At 35.3% G+C, this 17,108-nt stretch carries 15 protein-coding genes; 2 read left to right on the plus strand and 13 right to left on the minus strand.

Annotated features, from left to right (window positions below; all coding sequences use genetic code 11):
- Positions 1–85: 85 nt before the first annotated feature.
- The 4 genes from BA768_RS19040 to lnt form a co-directional block, all read right to left on the minus strand.
- A complete protein-coding gene (locus BA768_RS19040) occupies positions 86–235 on the minus strand; it encodes a DUF4295 family protein (RefSeq protein ID WP_065722020.1) in 150 nt (49 codons plus the stop codon).
- A gap of 19 nt (positions 236–254) precedes the next feature.
- Positions 255–437 (minus strand): 50S ribosomal protein L33, encoded by a 183-nt coding sequence (gene rpmG / locus BA768_RS19045; RefSeq protein WP_027373683.1) that lies wholly within the window; start codon positions 435–437, stop codon positions 255–257.
- A gap of 3 nt (positions 438–440) precedes the next feature.
- Positions 441–683, minus strand: a complete 243-nt coding sequence (gene rpmB / locus BA768_RS19050) for a 50S ribosomal protein L28 (protein ID WP_002976757.1) — start codon at positions 681–683, stop codon at positions 441–443.
- Positions 684–804: 121 nt separating this feature from the next.
- A complete protein-coding gene (gene lnt, locus BA768_RS19055; RefSeq protein WP_065722021.1) occupies positions 805–2,445 on the minus strand; it encodes an apolipoprotein N-acyltransferase in 1,641 nt (546 codons plus the stop codon).
- Between the two features lie 55 nt (positions 2,446–2,500).
- Between lnt and BA768_RS19060 the strand changes: the two genes are divergently transcribed.
- Positions 2,501–2,926: a VanZ family protein gene (locus tag BA768_RS19060; RefSeq protein WP_065722022.1), complete on the plus strand. Its 426-nt coding sequence runs from the start codon at positions 2,501–2,503 to the stop codon at positions 2,924–2,926.
- A gap of 151 nt (positions 2,927–3,077) precedes the next feature.
- On the opposite strand, the gene proC is transcribed toward BA768_RS19060, so the two are convergent.
- The 9 genes from proC to BA768_RS19105 form a co-directional block, all read right to left on the minus strand.
- Positions 3,078–3,881, minus strand: coding sequence for a pyrroline-5-carboxylate reductase (gene proC / locus BA768_RS19065; RefSeq protein ID WP_065722023.1), 804 nt, complete (start codon positions 3,879–3,881; stop codon positions 3,078–3,080).
- 17 nt (positions 3,882–3,898) lie between these two features.
- Positions 3,899–4,462: a hypothetical protein gene (locus BA768_RS19070; protein WP_065722024.1), complete on the minus strand. Its 564-nt coding sequence runs from the start codon at positions 4,460–4,462 to the stop codon at positions 3,899–3,901.
- Positions 4,463–4,539: 77 nt separating this feature from the next.
- Positions 4,540–5,688 carry a cytochrome-c peroxidase gene (locus BA768_RS19075; protein ID WP_065722025.1) on the minus strand — a complete coding sequence of 383 codons (1,149 nt, stop codon included), beginning with the start codon at positions 5,686–5,688 and terminating at the stop codon, positions 4,540–4,542.
- A gap of 140 nt (positions 5,689–5,828) precedes the next feature.
- Positions 5,829–7,346: a DUF6850 family outer membrane beta-barrel protein gene (locus BA768_RS19080; RefSeq protein ID WP_065722026.1), complete on the minus strand. Its 1,518-nt coding sequence runs from the start codon at positions 7,344–7,346 to the stop codon at positions 5,829–5,831.
- Between the two features lie 30 nt (positions 7,347–7,376).
- Positions 7,377–8,606 carry a DUF4876 domain-containing protein gene (locus tag BA768_RS19085; protein WP_065722027.1) on the minus strand — a complete coding sequence of 410 codons (1,230 nt, stop codon included), beginning with the start codon at positions 8,604–8,606 and terminating at the stop codon, positions 7,377–7,379.
- A 26-nt stretch (positions 8,607–8,632) separates the two neighbouring features.
- Positions 8,633–11,389, minus strand: a complete 2,757-nt coding sequence (locus BA768_RS19090) for a TonB-dependent receptor plug domain-containing protein (protein ID WP_083206752.1) — start codon at positions 11,387–11,389, stop codon at positions 8,633–8,635.
- A gap of 128 nt (positions 11,390–11,517) precedes the next feature.
- A complete protein-coding gene (gene murB / locus BA768_RS19095; RefSeq protein ID WP_065722029.1) occupies positions 11,518–12,531 on the minus strand; it encodes a UDP-N-acetylmuramate dehydrogenase in 1,014 nt (337 codons plus the stop codon).
- A 40-nt stretch (positions 12,532–12,571) separates the two neighbouring features.
- Complete coding sequence (locus BA768_RS19100) at positions 12,572–13,051, minus strand: hypothetical protein (protein WP_065722030.1); 480 nt, start codon at positions 13,049–13,051, stop codon at positions 12,572–12,574.
- Positions 13,052–13,060: 9 nt separating this feature from the next.
- On the minus strand, positions 13,061–14,266 hold the full coding sequence (locus BA768_RS19105; protein ID WP_034673130.1) for a pyridoxal phosphate-dependent aminotransferase: 1,206 nt from the start codon (positions 14,264–14,266) through the stop codon (positions 13,061–13,063).
- A 264-nt stretch (positions 14,267–14,530) separates the two neighbouring features.
- Between BA768_RS19105 and BA768_RS19110 the strand changes: the two genes are divergently transcribed.
- Complete coding sequence (locus tag BA768_RS19110; RefSeq protein WP_065722031.1) at positions 14,531–17,032, plus strand: fibronectin type III domain-containing protein; 2,502 nt, start codon at positions 14,531–14,533, stop codon at positions 17,030–17,032.
- Positions 17,033–17,108: the final 76 nt, after the last annotated feature.

Raw genomic sequence — 17,108 nt, forward strand, 5'->3', positions numbered from 1 at the left:
ATCTGACTTCCGGCACAGAATACAAAGATAACAAAAAAACTACCCAAAAAATGAGTAGTTTTTATATTGTAAATAAAGTAACTGATTATTTTTTCAAATAACCGTCAACTTCGTCTGCATTCATTACTTTTTCTTCGAAAACGTAAGCACCTGATTTAGATGACTTCACCATTTTCACCACTTTGGTCATTTTTTTAGACCCGGTTTGTAGGGTTGCTACTACTTTCTTTGCCATGGTAAATTATATTTATAAATTACTTGATTTCTTTGTGAAGGGTAGATCTCTTAAGAACAGGATTGTATTTTTTCAATTCCAATCTTTCTGTAGTGTTCTTTTTGTTTTTAGTAGAAATGTATCTAGACATTCCCGGCATACCACTTTCTTTATGCTCTGTACATTCAAGGATTACTTGAACTCTGTTTCCTTTTTTTGCCATGATTTAGTTCTTTTTAATCAATCCGTTTCTAGTAGCTCTTTCGATAGCTTCCTCGATTCCAATCTTGTTAATTACTCTCAATCCATGAGCTGAAACTTTTAAAGTAACGTGCTTATCTTGCTCTGGAAGGTAAAATTTCTTCTCCAATAAGTTAATTTCAAAACGACGCTTCGTTTTGTTATTAGCGTGAGAAACGTTGTTACCAACCATTGCACGCTTTCCTGTTATCTGGCAAATTCTTGACATATCTCGATGTTCTTATTTGTATAATATTTGAGGTTGCAAAATAACGGATAATTTTTTTAATAGACAAGTGCTTTGCAAAATTATTATTAAATTTTTATTCGCATTATTTTGAAAATGAAAGCTAAGGCTTTTTCTCAGACAGCTTTTTCTGAAATCTTTTAATCAAAAAATAAAACAATAAAAATCCTAATGCAAAAAGAGAAAGTCTTGAAAGAAAATCTCCGGTTCTCACATAAAATGTTTCACCTTCATAGAGGTTTACCTTGGCAAATAAAGTTGTTTTGTCACCGTAAAAAGTATCCTCTAAAATTTCACCTTTTGAGTTGATGTGAGCAGAAATTCCGCTGTTTGCAGAACGTACGATTTCTCTTCGGGTTTCAATCGCTCTCATCTTTGCATAAGACAAAAGCTGTTTGTGCCCTTCTGTAACGCCCCACCAAGAATCGTTGGTCATAATTCCGAGGAAATTGGCTCCTTTTTTTACATAATCGGTTACAAATTCACCATAAATACTTTCATAGCAGATAATCGGGGCAATTTTTCCCTTGTTAAAAGGATTTGAAAATGCCACTCTTTCTTTATCTGTTCCCAAAGAAGCAACTGTTCCTCCCAAATTAATCATTGCATCGCCTAAAAGTGGCTTCAAAACGTTCATGTAAGGGAAAATTTCAACACCGGGAACCAGCTTTCCCTTGTGATAAACCTCAACTTTCTGATCCGGAATAATCTGAACTGCCGAATTGTAGCTTTCTACCCAGGCTCTGTCGTTAATTTGATAAGCATCTCTTGGTAAATTATTTTTATCGAAAAAATATCGGTGCGAAGAAATTCCTGTTGCAAAAACAGAACCCGGATGTTTCGCAAGAAATCCTTTTACATTATTTAATAAATAACTTTTCTCGAAAGCGGTTTCAGAAATAGAACCTCTTCCCGGAATTGCCGTTTCAGGAGCAATATAGTAATCGATTTTTCCTTTGGTATTGTTTTCAGCTAATGTTAACAGCTCATTTTGAATCGTAATACTGTCTTTTTGATACTTTTCATTGTAAGGATCAAGATCAGGCTGCAGCATTAAAACACTGACTTCACCAATCGCTTTTTCATTAAAATTATTAAATTTCATCAAAGAAATAATCATTGGAACACCGATTAAAAGTACCGTTGCTGAAATATTGATGATTAAATCTTTTCTTTTTCTTCCGGCTTGCCAGATTCTTATGGTATAGAATATCAGTAAATTAATAAGCAAGATCCAGAAACTTCCGCCGGTTGAGCCCAAGGTATCGTACCACTGAATCAGTTTAGGATAATCTGAAAAAGCATTTCCCAGATTCAGCCAAGGCCAGGTCAGCTCCCAATTCAGGTGGAATTTTTCGAAACTCATCCAGATGGCTACCAAAAAAGCCATTCCCCAATACGTTCCTTGTGCATTTTTATACCAGTGATAACACTGGAAAACCAGGGAATATAAAAAAGAATTTACTAGAACAGGAAATAAAACTGCCATCATCGAGTGGCTTCCGTCCGGATTTTTTGAACCGTACAGCCAACCTGTTGTTACTACATTCCAGATGACAAAGCACAAGTAAGACAATCCAAAAACCACCCAGCTTTTTCTGTTGTATTTTGAAAATTTAGAAACATCATGTTCCATCATTAAAAGTGGAACGAGGGCAAAGAATATAAAAAACGGAACTCCGTAAGTCGGCCAGGAAACCGAAAGCAGCATTGCTGAAATGAGCGTAAGTAAAACGTATTTCATTAAATTAGTTTAACATACAAATTTAATGTTTTTGAAATGAATAAATTTGCAATTGATGTTAAAGAAATTTTATAAAATTACCATTCTCCCTTTCACGGTCTTTCTTCTCTATCTGATGTTTTTCGGAATGGGAAGAACGCAGTATGAAGACCATGTCATCCGGATAGAACCTCTTTTTCCAACGTTGAGTTTTATTGAAAACACAATTCGGTGGTGGGATATTATCCGAATTGTTGTCGGAAATGTGGTTATGTTTATGCCTTTTGGTTTCTTGGGGTGGGTTTTTCCGCGTCTTGAAAATTTGAGAGAAAATATTCTGTTTTTTATTTCTGCAATTGTTATTGTAGAGGCGCTTCAGTATTTTACACGATTGGGAATTTTTGAGGTGGACGATGTTATTCTGAATACTTTCGGTGTTTTTCTGGGATGGCAAATCAAGAGAATGCTTGAAATGAATTTTACTAAATTTATAGGTGAATAGTCAAAAAGTAAAGATATAATTTGTCATTCGGGAGGAATCTAAAGATCGTTTTTATTTTCTCGCAGATTTTGGTGATTACGCAGATTCTTTCAATATTGAATCTGCATAATCTGTCTAATCAGCGAGAGATTTACTTTTAAATTAAAACAAATTATCCGTTTAATTCCTTCGCTCTTTTCTCTGCATTCAAAATTCCCTGCTGCAAAATTTCTTTGAAATTATTTTCTTCAAAAGTTTTCAGTGCAGCTTCGGTAGTTCCGCCTTTTGAGGCGACGTCTTTGATCAGATCTTCTAAGCTTTTATCCGAATTATTAATAAGATGATACGCTCCCAACATGGTCTGTTTTACAAAAAGTTTTGAGAGATTTTCATCAATTCCCATTGCTGTTCCGGCTTTGATCATGGCATCGACAATGTAATAAAAATAAGCAGGTCCGCTTCCTGAAAGAGCAGTTACACCATCTAAAAGTTCTTCGTTTTCCAGATAAACAGATCTTCCTGTGCTGTTCAGAAGTCTTTCGATATTCATTAGTTGATTAAAAGAAATTCCTTGTGCAGAAGTATAACCTGTAATTCCCATTCCCAAAAGAGTAGGTGAGTTGGGCATTGCTCGTACAACCCGTTGATGATTTAATAAATGTTGGATCTTTTCGATTTTAATTCCCGCCATAATCGACAGAATCATCTGGTTTTCTTTAAATGAAAATTTGATGTTTTCGGCGGTTTTCTGAAAATCCTGTGGTTTTACAGCGATGATAATTAAATCTGCATCTATTGCATTCAGATTTTCAAATAAAGAAATTTTCGATTTTGGAAATTCTTCTGAAATTTTCTGAATTTTAGCTTGATTTCTTGTAATGAGATGAAGGTTTTCCGGTTTTATCAGTTCATATTTCAAAAATGATTTTGAAAAAGATAAACCCATGTTTCCGGCTCCGATAATGGCGATTTTCATATTTGTGTTTTTAATTTTTATTCGAATATATATTTTCTGAAAACTACAGAATAATTATCATTAAAGTTAATGGTTTCTATATGCTTAAAATTAATTTTTCTCGGTTTTTTATCAATTTTACCGACAGGACTATAATTTTTGATGATAACAGATTTTTCATTGACCTCTAAAATTTCACCGATTGAAAATAATTCCTCTTCTTTCTTTTTGCTTTCAACAATGCAATGGAAATTTTGTTTTCTGATCGAATTGAAAAGTTCTTCAAAATCTTTTAGAGATGTGTTTTTGATTATTTTTTGATTCAATTTGATTAATCCTTCTTTAGAATAAATCATCTTTGAAACTTTGTCTGACAAGCCATGGCGAATCCCCGAAACTCTTTCATAAGGTACAATTTTAGTTCCAGCTAAAGAAAAATCATTGATTTCTTCTATCATTAGAAAATCATCAGATGCTTTTACGATGAAGCCTAAAATTGAAGAATCGTCTTCAAGATTAACCTTTACAAAATCAATTCTGTCGATATGCTTTTGGATTATTTTTTTGAATTCTTTATCTAAATATGTTTTATCAGCCGCCATTATTTTAGAAATATTAAACTAAAATAAGCTATTCTGACAAAATGAATACAGAATTGATTTTAAAAAGAAATTAAATTTTACTCCACCGGAAATTCAGGTCTTCTCATTTTATATTTTGTCCCGGAAAGGGCTTCCAGGAAAGAAACTAATGCTTTTGTTTCGTCTTTTGTTAAATTTAATTTCTGCAGTAATGGATCTGTGGAAGGATAGAGCGGGTCTGCCGATTTTTTCTCGGGAGTCGGGTCGATTTGGTGCATTCCGCTGTTGTACATGTTAACAACACCTTCAAGATTATCAAAAAGCCCGTTGTGCATCCATGGCTGAGTGAGTGTCAAATCTCGTAACTGAGGGGTCTTGAATTTCCCCACGTCTTCAGCTTTTTTGGTGACATTGTATAAACCTAAATCTTCGTATTTTCTTTTATAATAAGTCAGACCGATATTGTGGAAAGATTCATCGGTAAGATATTGTCCGTTGTGGCAGTTCATACAACGTGCTTTGGTACGGAAAATATGCATTCCGTAGATTTCTTCGTCTGTTAGCGAGTTGTATTTTCCTTCGAGAAATTTATCAAAACGGCTTGGCTGGCTTTTAATGGTTTTCTGAAAGTCTGCGATTGCTTTTACGATCTTTTCATAAGTCACTTTTTCTGTTCCGTAAGCATTTTTGAAAAGGTCTTGATAACCTTTGATGTTCTGAATTTTTGTGGGAAGTGTCTTTACATCCATAGCCATTTCATGATGGGCTCCAAGCGGACCCGAAGCCTGTTCTTCCAAAGTTTTCGCTCTTCCGTCCCAAAAGAAAGAAGTTCTTTCGGCAATATTGTAAAGTGACATGGTGTTTCTGTTTCCTAGAAGATGGCTGTTTCCTAAAGCGACACGTCTTCTATCTTGCCATCCCATTTCAGGATCGTGACAAGAGCTGCAGGAAATCTGGTTGGATTGAGATAATTTAGGATCAAAAAAAAGCATTTTTCCTAGAATAACATTCGGTTTGTCCTGTTCTGTGAAATAAGCTGAATCGGTTTTGATTGCAGCAAATTCCTGCCATTTTACACCTTTGTCGATATTGGGTTTTGGCCATTCTGTGATGGCTTTTTTGTAGCTTTTTACTATGTCTTCAATGGTTGGATCCTGAATGTTTGATAATTCGTTTCCGACTTTTGAGGTAAAACTCCAAAGAATAAATAAAATCAATCCTAAACTCCAATAAATTCCTTTTTTCATTTTAAATTAAATATTCCTTTTTTTTGATGAATAAATTTTATGCAAATTATTTTTAAACCATTAAGAATCTTAGAAATATCTCATTGATTTTTTTAAGAATCAATACATTGATTTTAATTAAGATTTTTAAGCGAATTGTATTAAAAAGTAATTCCTAAACTTGCGCCGACAAAATTATTGTTTTTTTTCTGAATTTTCTGCGACTGATATTCTGCGCTTATGAAAAATGCAGGGAGTTTTTCAAGTTTAATATCATATCTTAATGATGCTCCGAAAGTGCTTATATCACTTGTCTGGAAAAGATAATCCTGAAGAACCCATTCGTTGATGGCTGCATTTGAAGTTGATGTAATCGCCCAGATCGATTTGTTTACGATTCGTTTTGTGAAATAAGGCTGAAAAGTCAAGATCTGTTTTTCGTTTAATTTTTGCTGGAAATCTGCATTGATTCCAAAATAATTGTAAAGGAATTTTTGTCCGGAACCCGGATATAACCTTCTCTCTTTGATTTCCTGATGACCGAAAAACGGAGTCGCATTCAATGTAAAATTATTTTTTGAATATTGATACATCAGCTTAAATATCGATGCATAATCTTCTTTACGGTAAGCTTTTCTTTCAAAAATCTGTTCTGTACGTTGTGTATTGATAGAGTAACCATATTCGGTTCCTGTTTTTACAGAAGCAGAATAGTTGGCAAAGACGCCGAATCTGTGATGGTCATTCAGATTGAAAAATTTGGCGCCTTCGAAAACAAACTGTTCGTTCTGTAAATCTGATGCTTCAAAATACGGATTGTTGATCTGGATGTTTTTTGTGTTTTTAGAATTTCCTACGATTGCCTGAATATAGAAATCTTTTCCTGCTTTATTGTTGATCTGTGCACCGACCTGATAACCCAGTTCTTCGAATGCAACCCCATATTTTCCGCCATTGAAAAAGTTGTTGGAGTAGCCTAAACCAACCATCTGATAAACGTATGGATTTCCTAAAAGACTTACAAATGAGATGCTGCTGTTTTGGGTGTACTTATTTAATCTTGTGAAAACTCCAATTTCGTACTCTCTGAATGCTTTGTAATTCAAGCCTGCATTTACCCAAAGATCGGAAGTTGTATTGTTGATTCTCGGATCTCTTGAACGATAGCCCAATTGTGCGGTGTAGTTGGCTTCAATTCCTAATGTAAAACGGTTGAACTTTTCAGAATAACCTCCTGCAAAAGAATATCTTTCCAGTTTCATGTCTCCGCCTACAGAATCTGCCAAAAGATAAGGTGCAACACGGTCAAAATCAAGATTTTCGTTCCATTTTAGCTTTAATTGCTTCAGGCTTTCATAGCTGGCTTTTCCCCAGACTGATCTTTTTTCGTTGAGCTTCTGAAAAGAATTTACATAGATTTTCAATCCTTGATCTCCTGCACCAAGCTGTTCTCTGTAAATGTCTTTTTTTTCTGAATGATAACCTATTCCGAATTCTGAGAATGAAGTAGAACTATAACCCGACATTGAAGCCGGATTATAGTAAAACTGTGATTTTAAATTTCTTTCTGCACTGTACTGATTGCGGTAGTTATTAAAAAAATCAAGACTGTCCTGAGCTTTTACTAAAGAAAAGCAAACGACAAAAAGTGCGGCGAAAGAAGTTTTAATATTGAACATACCTATGTTTTAATAAATTGTAAACCGGGATTAGTGAGAAATCCCGTTTTTTAAGCTTGGCTGAGAATCTTTTACAAAATCCAATGTAGAATTGTTGGTGTCTTTATAAACGTTTCTGCCTTCAGAAGTTTTTCCGATCACTTTACGTCTTACCGATTTTCCGTAACGTGTTGCATCGTTGTTCATAGAACCTACTGAGGTCCAGCCTGCATCGATACTTGCCGAAGTAAGGGTTTGAACAAAATCTGTCGGGATACTGTTGTTCACGCCGTCCACGATCCAAGAATTCGGAATTTTATAAGCACTTCTTGCGGTAACATTTCCTGCACTGTTTACATAAGTGTAATCGTATTTTTGGTTCTGAAGAAAAGTACCTGTATTTTCTCCTGCCGGAAAACGTGCAATTACATAGCTTTCAAAACCTCTGTTGTGAAGGAAAAACATATCTGGAAAACCCATTGTTGTAAAAATAACATCTACATTCGGTACACTTGGATTGTCAACCTGACCTAAAGCAGGATTTGTAGAAGGGAATTCCCAATCTGCATTCTGTAGATTATAAGCTGTTGAAGTGTTTTGAGAATGGTTTATCGCATTATCTGCAACTACGATGAAATCTCCGGGCTGAACAAGTTTTGGAGAACTGCTTTTCAAAACCATCACCCCTTTTACAGGGAAATAATCATTTACATTGTAAGGAGTAGGGTTGTCATTGGAAGTTGTAAGGAAATTAGACTGCCCGATGATCAGGTTTGCTGCGTCTAAAACCTTATCTGTATTATTGGTGATTTTAAAATATCTGCTCGAATTATAGTTTTTATTGTCCGGGGTTCTTACTCCCGTAAAAAATACTTCTTCAATGATGAAATCATTGCCAAATCTTTTTGCCAAAAGTGGAATTGTGATGTTCGTTGCATTTACTTTAATATCTGTAACGGCTGTTGCTCCTACATTGATTTGTTCTGAATCGGTACTCACAACGATTCCATTTACGGTAATATTGTAAGATCCGAATGGTAATTCAATAGAATGTGCATTGGTATTCTGAATGGTAAATTCTGTAATTGCTCCCGTATTGATTTCTTTGATTGAAATGTCTAAAGTTTTGTACGTAGCGATTCCTTCACCCGTAAAATTCATTGTTAAAACGCCTGTTTGCGAAACCGAGTTTCCGAAATCATCATCACTCGAGCATGAGGTTACCGTAAATCCGGTTGCCATTGCCGCTACTAAGCCTAATAATAATACACTTTTCTTCATGTTGATTTTATTTAATTATTTTTTTATTAAAAATTGTAGGTTAATTCCATCCCGAAATAAGGTCTGTTGGCTGCTTTTCTTTCAATCAGTAAATTGTTGAAATAGTAAGGCGCACTATAATTAAAGATCCTTGTCACAAACATGGATGTTTTGATGTCTTTGTAGATACTCTTTGTTACTTTCAGGTTGGCTGCAAAAGTGAAAGTATATTCTGTAGGTAGGTTATCTGTTACTGAAACGTTTCTTACGAGCCACTGTTTGTATGTATCTGTTTTATCTGCTTCGGTAAAAGGATGTACAATTCCGTCGATTCCGTAATAAGAGATAGGTTCTGCAATTCTTTTGTCATTTCTGTTATAGTCGAAAAAGCTGCCCTGGAATGATGCAGAAATCGTCAGATCCATTTTAGGAATGTAAGTGTCTATGAAAAGATTGTAGTTCATATTAGAATTTACATAGCCTAAATCATTTTGATAAATTCCGTAATAAGGAAATCCATCCGGACCGATTGAAGCATTCGGTTTTTCTATCACAGGAACTGAATTTCTCAATTGAGTTTTAAAATAAGCTCCACTCAAAGTAAATCTTGTATTGATTGCCTTAAAACGTGGGGAAGTATACCCGAATTCGATACCGTTTTTGATGGTGCTACTTCCGTTTTCGGTCATTAGATATTCAGCATTTGTTTTTCTGTCGATGTAGGGAGTATTCGCCAGATTTGGTCCGTTATTCCATTGTGAAAGATCGACCTGTGAAGCATCATATTGTTTGTACGTATGCAAAACCGTATGTTTCATAGGACGAAAACCATTTGACATATCTTCCTGGAAAACAGTAATGAAAAGGTTATGATTCTTATATGACAGATCTAGTCTTAATTCCTTTTTAATGCTTTTAGCAGCCTCAAGATTTTTATTTTCAACATTCTGTACATACGTCATGAAATTTACATAACGATATTGTGCATCATTATGATAATAATTCAGCTGTGTGTAATCCCAATATTCTCTGTTCGGATAAAGCATTAAAAGTGTTGGTTGTTTATAAAACTGTCCGTATCCTAAAGTAATATCAGTTTTTAAAGGAGAATTGTTGATGATCAGGTGGGGAAGATTATATTGCAAATTTAATCTTGGTTCCACAAAAACTTTTTTGCTGATGGCATAAGAATTATCAATTCCCAATTGCTTTGAAAATCTCAAACCAGTGTATAATGTAAATTTATGCTGATTAATCTCGTAGCTCATCTGGTCTCCCAAAAAAGCAGCCAGTAAATTGGAAGCCGGAATATCGTTGAAAGGTCTTGGTCTTGAATTGCTTAAATCTGCTGTGTAAGGCGAATTCATATCGTAAATTAAACCTCTGCCGTTGTTTTTAGAATATCTCCAGTCTAAACCTGCTTCATACTGATGCGAAACTCCAAAAGTGTTTCTTGTACCCGTCGCCTGAAGCATTGCTGTAATATCCAAAGGTTTTCCTTCCGTTGAATAATCACTGATGTAACGAAGAACCGGAAAAACACCAACGTTTTCGCCCTGTTCTGTTGCCAATGAAAAAGATCTTGGTCCGGATAACTGTACGAGTTTGGTCTGATCGATTTTTTCAAATCCCTGTCTGATCGCTGTGTTAAAAATAATTTTGTTGAAAACCGAAGATTCGTTTAAACTGTATAAGAAGTTATTTGTAAAACTAATTCTGGTTCTCGTCTGCTTGTATTTGTCGATTTCGGGAGCTCCGTTATCGGGATCATTTTTCTGTGAATCTATGTTGCTCGAAAAATCAATATTGGAGCGCCATTCCAAAGGATTAGACCACAGATTTCCTTTCTTTTTTGAACGGATGGATGCAGTCATTCTCTGATAGTTCTCAAAATCGTCAGTCGGATCTGCTTTTGAATCTAAAAAATCTGCACCTGCACTTATTTGCCAGTTATCGTTGATTTTAAAACCTTTTCCAACATAATATTGCTTGCTGAAGCCATCTGCTTTGAATCTCGCCTGCAAAGGAGATTCACCAATTTTTCTTTCAATTTTTATCACTCCGGAGGTAAGATCACCGTAAGATGCAGACGGGATACCTCGGATAATTTCTACTTTTTCGATGTCGTTTGTAGAAATTGTTCTCATATCAACACCTGTTGTTGCAGTTTCTCTTGCTTCTGGTGAATAGCCAAATTGTCTGTTGTCTAATGAAACCTGCATATCTGCATTAGAATTGAGTATATTTCCGTCTATCATGAATTGTGTTCCCAGAGCAGTGGTATTGTATTCTGAAGTTCGGTATGTAAGATCTCCTCTGTTTTCACGAAGCATTGGTCTGTTGTTCACGGTTAGATCGGGAGTTTTTGCCAGTCCACCGGGTAAAAGTTCCATTAGATCGGTTAAGCTGGATGGCTGCAAATGCTCCATTGCTTTTCTGTCGATGACCGATTTTGTCGTTAAACCTTTGTCTTCTTTCGAAAACATGACCAATTCTTCAAGCTGATTAATGGGTTGTAGCTGAAAATTTAAGCTTGTGGAACTGCTGAGTGTAATATCAACTTCTTTTTCCTGATAATTAGGATGATATATTTTAAGATGATGCTTTCCTTTGTTTAATAAAAGGGTAGCATTTCCGTTTTCGTTTGTAACTGTAGTTTGTTCAGAACTTTTTACGGATACATTTTTTAGTTTTTGCTGATTGTCTCCGGAAATAGTTAAGCTTAATTGTAATCTCTCATTTTGAGCAAATAAGAGTTGGGAGCCGAAGAAAAATAGTATTACGAAAGTTAATAGCCTGATCATCATTATTTTAGTTGTTCTAAAAGCAAAGCGACCGCAAAAATAACAATTATATTTACAGAAACAAAGTTTATTTAGAATGAATTAAAATAAATGACAAATGTCAGACAGAATGTGTCGATGTTTTTTATTTAAAGAATATTCACTTCTCTCTCCAGTTCAATCCCGAATTTTTCCTTTACAGAATCAATAATTAAAGTTGAAAAATCAAAAATTTCTTTACCGGTTGCATTTCCTGTAGCGTTGATGATCACTAAAGACTGAAGTTTGTGAGAGGCAACATTTCCGATCTGTTTTCCTTTCCAGCCGCACTGTTCGATCAGCCATCCTGCAGGAACTTTTACAAAATTTCCGTTCGGATATCCTTGTATATTGGGAAACTGTTCTTTTAGATTTTCAAACTGAGCTAAAGGAATTGTAGGATTTTTAAAAAAGCTTCCTGCATTGCCGATTTTTTTAGGATCAGGAAGTTTGCTTTGTCTGATGTTAATAACCGCTTTCGAAATGTCCTGAATGGTAGGATTGGTAATTCCTAAATTTTCTAGCTCGGATTTTATAGCGCCATATTCCGTTTTAATGGAATGAATTTTAGATGTTAATTTAAAACTAACTTCCAGAATCACATATTTTCCTTTTCCTTCCTGCTTAAAAATAGAATCTCTGTACCCAAATCTGCATTTTTCAAGATTAAAAGTTTCAATTTCAAGCGTTTCAAGATTCAAAACTTTACAATCCACAAAAATATCTTTGATTTCTGTTCCGTATGCTCCGATATTCTGCATCGGTGAAGTCCCCACATTTCCCGGAATCAGGGAAAGATTTTCTAATCCGCCGTAGTTTTTGTTTAAGCAAGACATGACGAATTCGTGCCAGTTTTCGCCCGCTTTTGCAGTAACTAAAACTTCATTTTCATTGAGGGCTTTTTCAGAAATTCCTTTTAAATTCAGTTTAATTGCTAAACCGTCAAAATCTTTGGTCAGTAAAATATTGCTTCCGCCTCCTAAGAATAGAAGTGGGAGAGTTTGAGAGTGAGCGTGTTTGAGTGTTTCAATTAATTCGTCAACAGAATTTACCTCAATGAAATATTTTGCTTTGGCTTCTACACCAAAAGTATTAAAAGGTTTTAAGGAGAAATTTTCCTGCATTGATCTTGTAATGTTTTAGAATTAATTGAAAATGAACTTTCTATTGATATTCCTGAGGAATGATTTTTAAAAGTTCCTGTTTGAAACGGCTGAACTGATTGTAGTGAATATCGTTCTGAGAATTGACATAAACATGAGATTTTTTGGTTGTTTTGATCTGAAAACTCTCATCAATTCCGTCAATCGCCTGAATGCTTGGCGAACTTTCGATATGGTCTAAGTTTTTAATTTTAAAAGAAGAAACCAGTTTTTTCCACGTTTCGGGTTTTATGGCTGAATGCCATTCCTTGTGCTTATTATTAACGGTTTGTCCGCTTTCGAAATGAATGGAATCTTTAGTGACTTTAACGATCCTGTAGTATCCGAGTTGTCCACCTACATTAGATGATCCTATAAAAGTAATTTCTTCTTTTTTAGAATCCGAAGTTTTATCTGTGGATTCTTTACTGCACGAAAAAAAGATCAGCAGTAAAAATGTTGAAAACAATATTTTCAAATAATTTATTTTTACTGCTGACATTATTCTATATTAAAGATTAAACTCTAATCTGTATTTTTCAAGTGCATTCCTTAAGATTTCTGCGCTTTTTCTCAAATCTTCTTCTTTCAAAACATAAGCAATTCTTACCTGCTTCTTTCCTAATTCAGGATCGCTGTAAAATCCTCCTGCAGGTGCAACCATAATGGTTTCGTTGTTTAAAGTATATTTTTCAAGAAGCCATTGAGCAAATTTTTCGGTGTCGTCTACCGGAAGTTCAGCAACACAATAAAAAGCACCTTTTGGTTTAGGGCAAATTACTCCCGGAATAGAATTCAGTAAGTCAACCAAAACATTTCTTCGGTGCGTATATTCTTCTCTTACGGCTCTGATGTACGCTCCGTCATTCTGATGAGCGGCAGTTGCAGCGATTTGTCCCAACAAAACAGGGCTTAGTCTGGCCTGAGCGAACAACATGGCTGCATCACGAATTTTTTTAGATCTGGTAATCAAGCATCCGATTCTTACCCCACACATCGAGTAGCGTTTAGATTCAGAATCGATGATGATGCAGTTTTCAGCCAATTCAGGGAAAGCAAGCATAGAAACCTGTTGTTTTCCATCGTATACATATTCTCTGTAAACTTCGTCCGAAATGACAACAATGTCATATTTCAAAGCAATTTCCGCTAATTTCTGAAGTTCTTCACGGGTGTAAAGATACCCTGTAGGATTTCCAGGATTACAGATAACGATTGCTCTTGTTTTTGCAGTGATTTTTTTCTCAAATTCTTCAATCGGAGGAAGTGCAAAACCAGTGTCGATTGATGACGGAATGGCAACTACTTTTACATTAAACGTACTTGTGAATCCGTTATAATTGGCATAATACGGTTCAGGAATAATGACCTCATCTTCGTCATCACAAAGTGTCGAAATCGCAAAATTTAATGCTTCTGATCCACCATTTGTTACAATGAAATGATCCGGAGTAAGATCTGTAAAATCTAATGAGTGATAATATTCTGTTAATGCTTTTCTGTATTCGATGTTACCTTCAGAAAGAGCGTATTCCAAAACTTTTAAATCAATGTTTTTTAAAGCATTAAGAGCTGTTTCAGGAGTTTCTATGTCCGGCTGACCGATATTTAAGTGATATACTTTTGTACCTCTTTGTTTAGCCTGAAGGGCAAAAGGAACCAGTTTTCTTACCGGTGAAGGCGGCATCTGCTGCGCTCTGTTTGAAATGTTTGGCATTGTCTAAAAATTTGTATGCACAAAAATAACAAAATATTTCGGCTATAAATATAAACACGGCATAAGATGTTAACTTATTATGTAAAGTATTTTAATTGTTATATTCATGTTAATATTTGTGAAATATGATTATTTTTATTTGTGTAATCGTTTTTGCGTTGGGTATATTTTGTTAATATTTAAATATTATTAAAAATAATTAAAAAATAATATTGCTGATTTGGAATTAATTCTTAGTTTTACGACGAACTAATAAAAAAAAATATGAAAAGAAATCAACCAGCTCTGTTGCTGGGTGTACTGGGCATTCTTACCAGTTCGCTTGCAATTGCACAAAATTTTCAAACCATGCCAATTCAATCAGGTCTTAACTCAGATGTGATTGCTAATGGAGTAGGTTCTGCTACAACTTCTACAACCACAGACGTTGATGGAGTTTCTTATGCTTTTGTTTCTCAGGATTTTTTAGCAACAACAACCAGCCCTGCTCTTACTTATGGTCTTCCAGCCAATGGGATTGTAAATAGCGTAGTAGCATCAACACCTGGTTTAAGCTACGTTTTGGCGAATTATAGTTCTAATAATTCACTTAAACTTTCTACTCAAAATGCTACCGGAACAATTGTCTTCACAACGCCAAAAGCAGCTTTCAGGCTATATATGCTTGCTACGAGTGGTAGTGGTGCTTCAACAGTTTCTGTTGTTGTAAATTTTACAGACAATACTTCGCAAACTTTTACAGGAGTGGCAGTTTCGGATTGGTATGATGCGACTGGATTTGCAATTCAGGGGTTTGGAAGAATCAATAGAGATACCAATGCCTTAGAATCCGGAAATGGAACAAATCCACGACTTTATCAGAGTTTAATAACTCTTGATCCTGCGAATCAGGCTAAACTAATTCAAAGTGTTACTGTTACAAAAACATCAACAGCTCAAGGTCATACGAATGTTTTTGCTTTCTCTGTTGATGCATATTCTACTTGCGCCGCTCCTACTTTAAATGCTGTTGGTACAGTTACGAATAATTCGGCAGCGGTTTCTTGGACACCTGTTACCGGAACAACAGCAACAAATTATGATATTTATTATAGTACAACAAACACAGCTCCGACAAGTACAACGGCTCCTATTTTAACTTCAATTACTGGGACTTCGACAACAATTCCGAGCTTAAATGCAAATACAACCTATTATTATTGGGTTAGAGCAAACTGTGGAGGTGCAACATCTCAAAGTACATGGTCTTTCTCGGGAACTTTTAAAACAGCTTGTGGTGCAGTGACATCTATGACTGAGAATTTTGATTCTTATGCTACAGGAACAACTTTACCTGATTGTTGGGTAAGACTTGTAGGAAGTACAGGTTCGTTAACAATTTCTGCAACAACACCTGCTTCAGGGACAAGAAATATATACCAGTACAGTACGGCATCACAAAGTACTTCTGTTGCTGTTTTACCTGAATTCAGTAACATTAATGCAGGAACTCATTGGCTTAGACTTAAAGCTAGAGTAAGTACTGCTCCTGGAACTCTTAATGTTGGATATGTTACAAATCCTGCAGATGCATCTACATTCACTCTTATTCAAGCTTTGAATGTTACGAATGTAAATTATGGCTCTGAATATTTTGTAGCAGTAACAACTTCAATACCTGCAACTGCACGATTAGCGATTAGAAATACTGCAGACGGGAAGAGCTATTATTATGATGATGTAAAATGGGAAGCAATCCCATCTTGTGTACATCCTTCAAATGTTTCGATATCAAATGCAACTGCCAATACAGTGGATATAGCGTGGACAGCTCCTTCAACCGGTGCAGCAAGCGGATATGAGTATTATTATTCACCTGTAAGTACAGTAGCTCCTACTTCTACAACACCAGCTAGTGGTACTTTTGCAGCAAGCGCTGTTTCAGGTACAATTTCAGGATTAAATCCTAACCATACTTATAATTTATGGCTACGTTCTGTATGTAGTACAACAAATAAGAGTGAGTGGACGTATCAGGTTGCTTTCAAGACAACTTGTGCACCAACACCTTCTTTATTTGAAGATTTGGAATCTTATGGTTCTTCAGTAAGTATTGTTCCGGATTGTTGGGCAAGAATTATAACAACTAATGGAACTCAGCAAATCAGTTCTACAACGCCAGCTTCAGGGATCAGAAATCTTTATCAGTACAGCACTTCGTCACAAAATCCTACCATTGTTGTGCTTCCTGAATTTACCAATATTAATGCTGGAACGCACAGATTAAAAATAAAAGCAAGAGTTTCTTCTGCTACAGGAAGTTTAAATGTAGGATATGTAACTAGCTCAACAGACGCTGCAACATTTGTAAATATTGAGACTTTAAGTATCGCTAATACAAGCTATGCTTCAGGGGCTGAATATACTGTGGACATACCAACTACAGTTCCGGCAAATGCTAGATTGGCAGTAAAAAATACGTCAGACTCAAAATCTTATTACTGGGACGATGTGACTTGGGAACCTAAAAACTCATTAAGTACATCAGAAACTGCATCCAAAAAGAAATTGTCGATCTATCCAAACCCGTTCAACAATGTACTATTTATTTCTGAAACAGAAAATGTGAAAACTGTTAAAGTAAATGATGTGGCAGGAAGAACACTTAAAGTTATTGAAAATCCTACCAAGGAAATCAATTTAAGCTCATTGAATTCTGGACTGTATTTGATTACATTGTATTTCAAAGACGGTTCTCAAAATACCGTGAAAGCCATCAAAAAGTAAACTATTTTTGAATTATTTTTTTTTAAGCAGCCTTACATCTTTTTGTAAGGCTGTTTTTTTTAAATTTGTTAAAAAA

The organism is Chryseobacterium sp. CBo1, from assembly GCF_001693475.1.
Taxonomy (GTDB): domain Bacteria; phylum Bacteroidota; class Bacteroidia; order Flavobacteriales; family Weeksellaceae; genus Chryseobacterium; species Chryseobacterium formosense.